The sequence below is a fragment of the Streptomyces sp. NPDC057565 genome (assembly GCF_042801455.1).
Lineage (GTDB): Bacteria > Actinomycetota > Actinomycetes > Streptomycetales > Streptomycetaceae > Streptomyces > Streptomyces yanii.
Genome location: NZ_JBHVFU010000079.1, coordinates 21,801 through 31,923, shown reverse-complemented (window position 1 = coordinate 31,923; position 10,123 = coordinate 21,801). Strand labels below are relative to the sequence as shown.

Genomic DNA, 10,123 nt, shown 5'->3' with positions numbered 1-10,123 from the left:
TCCTCATCCGCCAGAACCACCTCGACCGTCGGCCGACCCATACGCGCCATGAACCCAGCCTACTTCTGCAATGAAATAAAGACTCAAGACACTAGTGCGGTGGGCCCCGCGCCGTGGGGCGAGGCCCACCCGCGTCCGGCAGTCGTCAGCTGCCGCCGCACTGCTCCTGCACGGCGAACGGAAGGCTTCCGTAGCCTGAGACGTCGTACGAGCCGAGGGAGCCGTCAGCGGCTGCCGTGAGAACCGCCATCGTGGGGATGGTGAAGAGCCGTTCCAGCTGGCCGTTGCTCTTCTGGCCGACCGAGCGGACCTCGTAGAAGATCGCGCCCTTGGTCGGCGTGTGCAGCACCGGCTGTTCGCCGGCGGGGGCCGTGCCACCCATGAGCATGCGGCTGAAGACGGCGTTGGTGATGTCGATGAGCGGGTAGTGGGCGACATTGGCCAGGCCGTAGTGGTCCAGCGCGTCGACGCTGGCCATGGCCATCTGCCGGTTGGTGAGCCACTGTTCGGCTGTCATCCGGGACGGGGCGATGGAACGGGCTCCGATCTGGAACTGGTTGAGGTCGCTCGTTCCCGCGACCACCGGGGCCTGACCCATGTGGTGCAGGTCGAGGCTCAATTGCGGGGCGGTCCGGCGCCACAGCTTCCAGTAGGCGACCGACTCCGGCTGGACGAAGTTCTCCCAGTCACGGTTGAGGTCGGTACGGGTCGGGGTGGTGCTCTGGCGGATGTTGGCCTCAGCGCCGTCCGGGTTGTACATGGGGAGGACGACGACGGTGAGTTTCTCGCGGATGAGGCGGGCGGCCGGGTCGCCGCTCGCCAGGTGCCCGAGGATCTGGAGGACGGCCTCGGTGCTGTGCAGTTCGTTGCCGTGGATACGGGCCTGCAGCCAGAAGACGGTCGGCCCAGTGCCGACGGTGGCGTACAGCAGCTTGCGTCCCTCGCCCGACAGACCGGCCGTTCCGATGTTGACGAGTCCGTGCGAGGTCCGGGCGATACGGTCGAGCTGCCGGACCACGTCGTCGTATCCCGCGACGCTGGCCAGGCTGACGTTCTGGTCCGGCTGGATGCAGGGCCCGCCCGGCAGATGCGCCGGGTCCGCCGAGGCGGTGGAGACGCCGGCCAGTCCGGCAGCCAGCGCGCCGGCGGCCCCGAGCAGTGTGCGTCGTCCGATCATGGGTGCCTCCCTCACAGGTCGTCGCGCGGATTGCCGATGGACGGGCCGGCCGGCGGAATGTCGTAGTAGCGGGCCGGGTCGACGTTCTGGATGTCACCGGTGGCGAGGCTCTCGAGCGTGGCGCCCATCCCGATGAGCGACTGGCGGATCAGCATGCCCATGGACTTCTGGGCCACCGAGCGCGTCTCGTAGAGCATGATTCCGGCGCCGTTGAGTGCGTAGGATCCGAGCGCGGTGCCCGGCAGTTCGACGTCGGGGTAGCGGGTGATGCCTCCGAAGCCCGACTGGCCCAGGGCGCGCAGGGTGTCCCAGACGAGCACATTGACCCGGTAGCCCAGGTCGCGGGCGGCCGGGTCGAGCGGATATCCGGCGGTGCCCTTGGTGACGATGCCGACCAGTTGGAGCGTGGTGAGCTGGTTGTCCGTGTCGGACTGCGTGTTGCTGCCGCGGTGGTGGTGGTCGATGAAGACCTTCGGCCTCATCCGCTGGAAGACCGCCGCGGAGGTGCGCGCCTCGGGCGTTACGAAGAAGCCCGGCAGCTCGGAGCGTCCGGGCAACAGGCCTTCGCCGCCAGGCTTCAGCCGGAACGTCAGGTCCGGGTGGAAGTCGCGGTTGATGTCGTAGCCGGAGACCCGGCCGGGCTCCAGCAGCGTACGGGGCAGATACCACGGCGCCGGTGTGCCCGCCGCGAGTCCCCATTCCTGCGGTGTCCAGCGCTGGGTGTTCTGCCGCCGCTGTACGAGGAAGCCGTCGGCGTCCCGGAAGTCGGCACCGTCCATGTTGAGCCGCGGGATGAACCAGACTGCGAGCCGGTCGAGGACCGCCTTGACGGTCGGATGCGAGCTGGTGGCGAGCGTCTGCATCAGATGCAGCGCGACCTCGGTGCCGAGAGGTTCACCGCCGTGGATCTGGGTCTGGATCAGTACGGGGAGCTTGCCGACGGCGGGCTCGCCGAACCGTATGAGATGGATGGGCCAACCGCCGGCCGAGTGACCAGCCACCTCCACGGCCATCCTGCCCTTCGAACGGGCCGCGATGCTCTGGAGTTTGGGGCCGAGTTCGGAGTTCGCCGTCAGCGCGGCCTTCTGGACTGTTTGTTCCGGCTGGATCCACGGCCCGTTGGGCCGCGACTGCGGTTCCGCGTAGGCCGACGGCTGGAGAACCGTCCCCACCCCGAGGCCTGCCATCCCGGCCAGGATCGTGCGTCGACGCATGTGCTCTCGCTTTCCGGTCGATGGGAGGGATCCCCCCGGTCCCCTCCGACAAGAACGATTGCAGCGATCACGGTCTGTCGGCCCAGTCTGATCCCCGGCAGCGCGCATGACAAGACATCAGCATCCTCTGTCTTCACTGCTGTACCGGGACAGGACCAGGCATCGGCCCGGCCGGTCATCGAGGCGCTGGGGCGCCAATCGGGGCGGGACGGTCCGGGGTGGTCGCTCGGCCGTCGGGCCCGTTGCCGTCGGTGGCGACGCCGCATTCACGACGAGGTCCGCCGCCAGGTGCGACTTCGCACTTCGATGTCACCATGAGTTCTCATTCAACTGTCTTCAGTCTTCACTGGTTAGAAGGCTGAGGGGCCCTGCGCTTCTCGGACAGGGGTGTTGAGGGTTCGTCTTACGCCGCTGCCTGCAACTGCTCATACGCGGCTTGGACTTCTGCGCGAGTCTTGTAGCCGAGTCCGGAGTGGAGGCGTTGTCGATTGTAGAACATCTCGATGTAGCGGACGATCGCCCGGTGGGCATGTGCGCGTGTTGGGAATGCAGTTCGATGCACGAGTTCATTCTTGAGGGCACCGAAAAATGATTCAGCCATCGCATTGTCCCAACAGGCACCGGTGCGGTCGACCGACGCTCTCAGGCCCAACGAGCGAAGCTTGCAACGAAGTTCCCGAGACGTGTATTGACTGCCTCGATCGGAATGAAATATGCAGCCTTCGGCGAGGTCGATGTTCCGGGCCGCCATATCGAGTGCATCCGATATGAGGGAGGTCTTCATGTGGTCAGTCATCGCCCAGCCGACCACAGCTTTGGTGTAACAGTCGATGGCGGTCGCGAGATACAGGAACCCGGCCCAGGTGTGAGCGTAGGTGATATCGCTGACCAGTTTGCGCCCGGGAGCGTCAGCGGTGAAGTCACGGGCCAGCAGGTCGGGCGTGGCCGGCGCCGCATCATCGGCGATCGTGGTTGCCCGCCAGGGCCGCGGCTGGCATGGCACCAGGCCGAGCTCGCGCATCAGCGCGCGGACCAGTTCCGCTCCGGCTTGCACGTTCAAGCGCTGAAGCGCGGCGTGGACACGCCGGTAGCCGTAGGTCTCCTGCGAGTCAGAGAAGACCTGGACGATGATGGCCCTCAGTTCCGCACGGCGCTTCGCGGTGGCCGACAATGGCCTCGATCTCCAGTGGTAGAAGCCCGACGTGGGTACTCCTGCCCAGGTGCACATCTGCTGCACGGGAAAGTTGTCGGCCTCGCCGTCGATGAACTCGCACTTCTCCGTCACCGGTATTCCTGGGCGAAGAAGGCCGCCGCTTTTCCCAGGAACTCGGTCTTCATATAGAGTTCCCGGTTCTCGCGTTCCAGCTCGCGCAGGCGGGCGCGTTCAGCGGCATCTCACCCCACTTCCGACCACACCGCCACCTCATGACCGCCCCCGAACACCGCCTCGAGATGACCATCCGCTTCACCATCTGGGACCAGATCACCGGCGTCGCCAGCCAGTCCACCACGACCTGACCAAGGCCCGGAACCCAGCACCACCACGCCCCGACACGACGCCAGGCACCAACACCAACGACAACGTGACAACGCCGTTCTGTCGTAGGTCCAGCGGAACGGACGAGCCTCCTCGTCGCAGGCGAGGGTGACGTAGTGTCAATACGGGTACACCCACTGTGGGGAGCTACTCCGTCCGCGCCTCCAATGGCACGACTTTGAGGGGGCGTCAGCGTCATGCCCGAAACCTGGGACGCCCGCGTCAAGGCTTTCTCCACAGCGTCCGCCCGTTCTCTCAGGGGCGGTGGTCGCCCAATGCTCCTGACGTTGGAGTCCATCGATGACCTAAGGGCGGCGGCCACGCTCGCGAGCTGGCTGGGACGCCCTTGCGTCGATGAGGTCGTGGTCCGGACTCCGTGGCTGGTCGCCGAGGAACAAGACCGGTCGGCCAAGGCAATCCGTCGTTTGTTCAACGACTGCGGCTGTGGCGTGGGGATGACGGCCTTCGTCGTCGCCACAACCGCAGTCCTCGTACTCCAGCTCTCGCGGCACGGCTGGTCGTGGGCACCGGTCGGGACGGCCCTCGTCGTCGGTGTCGGTGCGGCCGTCGTCGGCAAGCTGCTCGGCCTGGCGTGGAGTTGTCTTCGCCTCCGCGCCCTGCTGCGGCGCATGAGCGGGGCGTGACCGGCCGCAGGTGCGGCAGAGATCCCTGGCCGGTGCACCGGTCAGGGAGGCCAGGAAGGAGGATGTCCCATGGCCCTGGTCTGTACCGAGATAACGGAATGGGTGGAGGAGCAGGTCTCCAAGCCCATCGAGGAGTGGGAGGAGCGCCAGGAGAAGAAGTGCAAGGACTACCCCTGGTACGACCCGCGGGGCTGGGTCTGCTGGTTCGTCACCTATCTGGTGAAGGTCGTGCGGTGGGTGGTGGTCACCGTCGGCAAATGGGTCACGCGAGTCGTCTGCACGATCGTCGCCACCATCGTCGACATCGTCGGGGACGTCCTGGGCGGTGTGTGGGACGTCATCGTCGGCATCGTCACTCTCGACTGGCGCCGCATCCTGGACGGTCTGCTCCGCGTCGGCATCGGCGTCGTCCTGGGAGCCCTCCGACTCGTTCGCGCACCCCTCGGCGAGACCGTCGGCTTCATCATCGATGAGATCAACGAGTCACGGCTGAAGAGGCACGTCCGCGGGCTGTTGGAGGCGGCGTACACCGGCAGCACCCTCGCCGAGATCAAGGAGGCCATTCGCCTCGACCACGGCGCGTTCGGGCTGCGGCTGAACGCCACGGCCTTCCGCACCGTGCTGGACTCGGAGACACCCTCGCCGCGCGAGCCGGCCGTACCCAATCTCGTGGTGCTGCACGAGCAGGGCCGCATCAACCTGCGCGAGCTGTGCGGCTTCGAATTCAACGAGGGGTTCTGGAACCGCAAGCGCTACAAGACCCTGAAGAAGGGGGATGTGGTCGGCGGAGGCGGCTTCGGCGAGATCGACAACCCCATCTCCGAGGACGAACTGGACACCTACCTCAGCTCCCGCGGATCGCGGGGCCCGGCCTTCATCGCCCTGCCCATGCGCGACGGCGCCCTCGACAAGAAGGTCAGCACGGCCGAGGGGAAGGGCCGTGAGCTGGCGCTGATGCTCAGCTTCGACCGGACCACCGTCCCGGTGACCGAGGCACCCCACATCGTCCACAACGGCTTCGACACAGGCATCGCGAACTCGTCATTGAGCGAGTTTCTCATCGAGGTCATCGGCCGCACCGACAAGACGGCAGACGACACCGCGGCGCGGGCCGAGCTCTGCCACCCCGTCGTCGTCGGCGTCTTCCGGTACACGGACACCTTGCGAGGCCTGACCGGCAATCTGCGCCGGAGCGCCTGCGGCCTGAGCGCGCAGGACACCTCCGGTGCGGCCTTCATCGACAACACCCCGGACGAGATCTGGAAGTACGTGCCGATCCACGAACTCGGCCACTACTTCGGCCTGTGCCACGTCGACGGCCTGGACCGGATCATGTTTTCGGCCAGACAGAACACCTGGTGGCGCGGCTGGCTCCTGCCCCGCCTGGCCTGGAGCGCCTTCCTGCGGGGTGAACCTTCATTCGTCCTCGACGAGGCGAAGGCCGTCTGGGACTACATCGTCGCGAACTTCAACGCCGAGTGTCTCGGAGCCCGTTCGCAGCGTCCACCGATCGGCTGAGGGTGCATCCCGCGCCGTGAGTGAGGTCGACTCGGGGCGCCCTGCTGGTGTTTCCACCAGTGAGTTTCCCCGAGCCGCCTCCCGAACCCGGTGTGCCCGTCTCCGGGCACCGGGCTCTCCACAAGGCCCGATTGGGATACTCCGATTCTCATGCCGCAGTGAGCCACGGGCTCGGGATCACTGTTCCTCGGTATCGGTATCTGGTCGTGCTTACCTTCGCCGGATTGAACAGTTCGCCGTCCTCGGTGGCGGGCCACCAGCCGCCGTCGCAGTAGCGGCGGCGATGCTGCTTCCACGTGATCCCGGGGTGCTTGCGCCGAATCCACCGAATAACCGTTCCTAGCCAGTGTGCATGAGTGAGTCCTGGACCCACTGCTGCGTACTGGGCGCATCCCGAACGGTGTTGGATGCGCTGGGTTCCCGCTTTCGCGTCCCGTTCGGCGACGGCGGCGTGGTCATGGCTGCCGGAGACGAGTACGAGGAAGTCGTCCGCGTACCGGACCAGCCGGTAGTTGGGCATTCCCCGACGCCGTCTCTTGCGCCGTTCCCCGGAGGTACTGCCTGGTCCTCCGGGCGCCTGGGCGATGTGCTCGTCCAGGGCCGAGAGTGCGATGTTGGCCGGCAGGGGCGAGAGAATCCCACCCTGCGGGGTTCCGGTGCGCGTGTCCGTGAAGGCGCCGTCCCGGGACATGATCTCCGACTTGAGGAACGCCTTCACCAGGAGCAACATCCGCTTGTCCCCGATCCGACTCCGCACCCGGTCCATCAGGGTCGTGTGCGAGATCTCGTCGAAGCACGCCGTGATGTCGCCCTCCACCACCCATTCGTAGGAATGGCTAGCGAGGTAGCGCGTCTCGGCGATCGCGTCATGAGCCCGGCGATTCCCACAGCTGATGATCGCCGGATACTTCCGGCCCCATGCCTCCTGGAACTCCAGGAACCGCTCCGTCGCCGCGGCCTCGCTCGGGGCGGTGTAGACGGGCTTGAGGGGCCTTGGCGACCTTGTCCCAGTCCTGGCGGGCCGCATATCGGAACGAGTTCCGCAGTAGGTGAACCACGCACGTTTGGGCAATCGTGCGGGGCCAGACGGTCTCCACGGCTTCGGGAAGGCCCTTGAGCCCGTCACAGATCAGCATGAGCACGTCGTCCAGGCCGCGGTTCTTCAGCTCGGTGAACACGTGCAGTCAGTACTTGGCGCCCTCGCCGCCGTCGCCTGCCCAGATGCCGAGGATGTCGCGAGTGCCGTCCACGGTCACCGCCAGCACCACGTATATCGGCCGGTTCGCGACCTGCCCGTCCCTGATCTTGGTTCTGCCGACGATCTTGTGATGCGGACGCTTCAGCGGGGCGCGTCAGTCGTTCGCGATCGTGCATTGCGTGCTCTTGTGATGTGCTCTTGGAGCTGTTTCCGTACCTGTCCGCATTGTTGATCGAGGAGGTCGAGAGGCAGGCGGACACGGTCATGCTCAGGACGCGGGTGCGGGCGGCGATCGCGGCCTGCCGGTGCGGCCAGAGTTCGACGCGGGTGCATGGCCGGTACGTCCGAAGGTTGCGTGGAAGCGTTCATGCCGTGCACCGCTCGCCGATCCGGCGGCTTGCGGCCGCGGCGGCCTTCAGTATCGGATCGGCGTAATGCCCGAGATCGTGCTGGGAGAAGCGCATAGTGGGCACCGCCACCGTGATGGCGCCGACGGGGCGGTCGAGTGAGTCCCGCAGGCAGGCACCCACACCAGCCACGCCTTCTTCGGTTTCCTCCAGGCTCAGCCCGTAGCCGCGGTCCCGGACCTCCGTCAGACGGCGCGCGAGATCGTCGGTTGTGGAGATCTTCGCCGTGGGCCAGCGGGGCAGGCCATCGCGGTGCACTTCCTCCACTTCGGCCGGATCGAGTGCGGCCAGGATCGCCTTGCCTCCGGCAGAGCAGTACGCCGGCATCGTGCCGTCGTTCCGTAGTCCGACACGGAGCATCTGCTCGCTCTCAACGCCGTCGAGGAAGCGGATGTAGGTGCCTTGGAGCACCATGAGGTTCGCCGATTCGCCAAGTTGGAGCTGCAGTTGCTCCAGGGCCGGGCGCACTGCCTTCTTCAGGGCGGTGTGTGAGACGGCGACCGGTGTCCATGGGTTGAGGGCCGGGCCGGCCCAGTACAGGCGCTGTTCGTCCTGCCGGGCGAACCCGCGGTAGCAGAGCGCGCCGAACAGTCTGTGTGCCGTTGAGGGAGCAACGCCCAGTCTCTCCGCGGCGGTCTTCACGCTCAGGCGGTGGCCGGACTGGAGCATCGCAAGCAGTTGGAGGGCCCGGTCGACGGACTCGATCGGATACGAGGGCATCTGATTCTGCATCACAGAATTAGAACACTAACTCATTGCGCTGACCAGAAGACCGGGGCAGCATGCTCGTCACAGTGCTCCGGTCAGCCGCCAAAAGTGGGACCTCCCGGAGCCTCCTCCCGCCTCGCGCACCAAAGCCCCGTGGGCTCGGGCCTCCTGGGTCGGCCACGCGCGCGGGGCTGTCGCCCCAGAACACCGGGGGCGGCGACCTCTTCTTCCATCCGCCCCTACCTCCCCTGATGAAGGAGTCCATCGCCATGGCCGATGCTTACTGGGATGCCGAGTTCGACACCATGCCATGGGACGAGTTGAGGACGTGGCAGCGCGGTCAGTTCGCCGCCTTTCTGGCCGGCCTGGCCAAGAGCTCCCCGTTCTACGCCCAGCGGCTCGACGGGGTCCCCGTCGACCAGGCGGGATCAACTGCTGTCTGGGCAGCGGTCCCGTTTACGACCAAGGACGACCTGCGGGCGGGCCAGCAGGCGGCCAGCACCGATGCCCTCCTTGGCGATCTGCAGGGTGTCGACAACGGTGACATCGTCCAAGTGGTCGCGTCCTCCGGGACCACAGGCGTCCCCGTGTTCTTCGGCCTCACCGATGCGGACCACCAGAGCTGGCTGGACAGCGTCGCCAACATGTTCTTCACGGCTGGTGTCCGCCGCGACAGCGTGGTCGCGCTGACCACCGGCATGCCCCTGGTGGCGGGCGGCATGCCGTACGCCGACGCGGTGCGCCGGATCGGCGCCACCCTTGTGTGGGTCGGTGGCCAGACGACGGCCCGGATGGCGACGATCATGCAGAAACTCAAGGTCGACACACTGATCGGGACTGCCTCCTTCGCCACGTTCTTCGCCGGCCGCTGCGAGGAGGTCCTCGGTGTTCCGGCGGACCAGCTATCGGTGCACACCGTTATCGCCGGCGGGGAGCCGGGCATGGGCCAGGAGGCGATGCGCGAACGGGTGCGCAGCGGCTGGGGCGCGGACCGGATCAGCGAGGTCATGGGGCTCTGCGATGTCATGCCCGGCATGTGGGCCGAGTGTGCCGAAGGCCGCGGCATGCACTTCACCGCCGGTCGCAACGTCTTCGTCGAGCTCGTCGACCCCACCACGGGTGAGCCCGTGCCCTGGGAGTTCGACGCCCATGGCGAGGCCGTCTACACCACCTTCACGCGCCAGGCCACCGCGGTCGTGCGGTTCCGGTCCCGCGACCACGTCCGGGTCGTGGGCACGGACTGCCCGTGCGGTCGTACCTCGCCGCTGATCCGCTGTGTCGGCCGTACCGACGACATGCTGATCTACAAGGCCATGAACGTGTTCCCCAGCGCCATCCGGGACGTCGTCGTGGACGGCTTCGCCGCCGAGATCGCCGGTCCGCTACGGCTGCGCAAGGCGCACGCGGACCAGGTCCGCTTCGATGAGGCGATCCCACTGGAGATCGAACTGCCCGAGAGCCACTCGCCCGGGTCCACCGGCGACCTGGGTGACCGCATTGAGACGGCGGTGCTCGAGCGGTTGCGGGTGCGGGTCGCCGTCGAGTTCCTTCGGCGTGGCGCCATCCCCGTCGGCGAGTACAAGAACGCCCTCACCTACGTCGGGCAGTAACTCCTTCCCGCCCAGCCCCCGGCCCCTCCTTTCCACCCGCACGGACACAGGGAGAGTCATGGACCTCTTGGCGGAAATTCGCCAGTCTCGGATGAGCCGCTTCCAGATCA

General features: G+C 66.8%; 7 protein-coding genes and 3 pseudogenes. 4 read left to right on the top strand and 6 right to left on the bottom strand.

Annotation, left to right across the window (positions count from 1 at the left end; genetic code table 11):
• Positions 1-145: 145 nt before the first annotated feature.
• From ACFU8W_RS47395 to ACFU8W_RS47385, 3 genes and pseudogenes are all read right to left on the bottom strand, one after another.
• The gene (locus tag ACFU8W_RS47395; protein WP_384051993.1) at positions 146-1,177 is read right to left on the bottom strand and encodes a M14 family zinc carboxypeptidase; all 1,032 of its coding nucleotides are present in this window, start codon (positions 1,175-1,177) and stop codon (positions 146-148) included.
• A gap of 11 nt (positions 1,178-1,188) precedes the next feature.
• Positions 1,189-2,391, bottom strand: coding sequence for a M14 family zinc carboxypeptidase (locus ACFU8W_RS47390; RefSeq protein WP_384051991.1), 1,203 nt, complete (start codon positions 2,389-2,391; stop codon positions 1,189-1,191).
• Positions 2,392-2,794: 403 nt separating this feature from the next.
• A pseudogene (locus ACFU8W_RS47385) lies at positions 2,795-3,694 on the bottom strand (IS3 family transposase); the annotation flags it as partial.
• A 77-nt stretch (positions 3,695-3,771) separates the two neighbouring features.
• Here ACFU8W_RS47385 and ACFU8W_RS47380 point away from each other — a divergent pair.
• The 3 genes and pseudogenes from ACFU8W_RS47380 to ACFU8W_RS47370 all read left to right on the top strand — a co-directional run.
• Positions 3,772-3,909 (top strand): annotated as a pseudogene (locus ACFU8W_RS47380) (IS6 family transposase); the annotation flags it as partial.
• A 306-nt stretch (positions 3,910-4,215) separates the two neighbouring features.
• The gene (locus ACFU8W_RS47375; protein WP_384051989.1) at positions 4,216-4,572 is read left to right on the top strand and encodes a hypothetical protein; all 357 of its coding nucleotides are present in this window, start codon (positions 4,216-4,218) and stop codon (positions 4,570-4,572) included.
• A 69-nt stretch (positions 4,573-4,641) separates the two neighbouring features.
• Complete coding sequence (locus tag ACFU8W_RS47370) at positions 4,642-6,090, top strand: hypothetical protein (RefSeq protein ID WP_384051987.1); 1,449 nt, start codon at positions 4,642-4,644, stop codon at positions 6,088-6,090.
• A gap of 148 nt (positions 6,091-6,238) precedes the next feature.
• Here the strand turns inward: ACFU8W_RS47370 and ACFU8W_RS47365 are convergent, their stop codons facing one another.
• The 3 genes and pseudogenes from ACFU8W_RS47365 to ACFU8W_RS47355 all read right to left on the bottom strand — a co-directional run bounded on the left by ACFU8W_RS47365 (position 6,239) and on the right by ACFU8W_RS47355 (position 8,427).
• Entirely contained in the window at positions 6,239-6,907 is a 669-nt protein-coding gene (locus ACFU8W_RS47365) for a reverse transcriptase/maturase family protein (protein ID WP_384052000.1), read from the bottom strand.
• Positions 6,908-6,985: 78 nt separating this feature from the next.
• Positions 6,986-7,397, bottom strand: a pseudogene (locus ACFU8W_RS47360) (transposase); the annotation flags it as partial.
• Between the two features lie 256 nt (positions 7,398-7,653).
• On the bottom strand, positions 7,654-8,427 hold the full coding sequence (locus ACFU8W_RS47355) for an IclR family transcriptional regulator (protein ID WP_384051985.1): 774 nt from the start codon (positions 8,425-8,427) through the stop codon (positions 7,654-7,656).
• 245 nt (positions 8,428-8,672) lie between these two features.
• Here ACFU8W_RS47355 and ACFU8W_RS47350 point away from each other — a divergent pair, with 245 nt between their 5' ends.
• The gene (locus tag ACFU8W_RS47350) at positions 8,673-10,013 is read left to right on the top strand and encodes a phenylacetate--CoA ligase family protein (RefSeq protein WP_384051983.1); all 1,341 of its coding nucleotides are present in this window, start codon (positions 8,673-8,675) and stop codon (positions 10,011-10,013) included.
• The last annotated feature ends 110 nt before the right edge of the window (positions 10,014-10,123 follow it).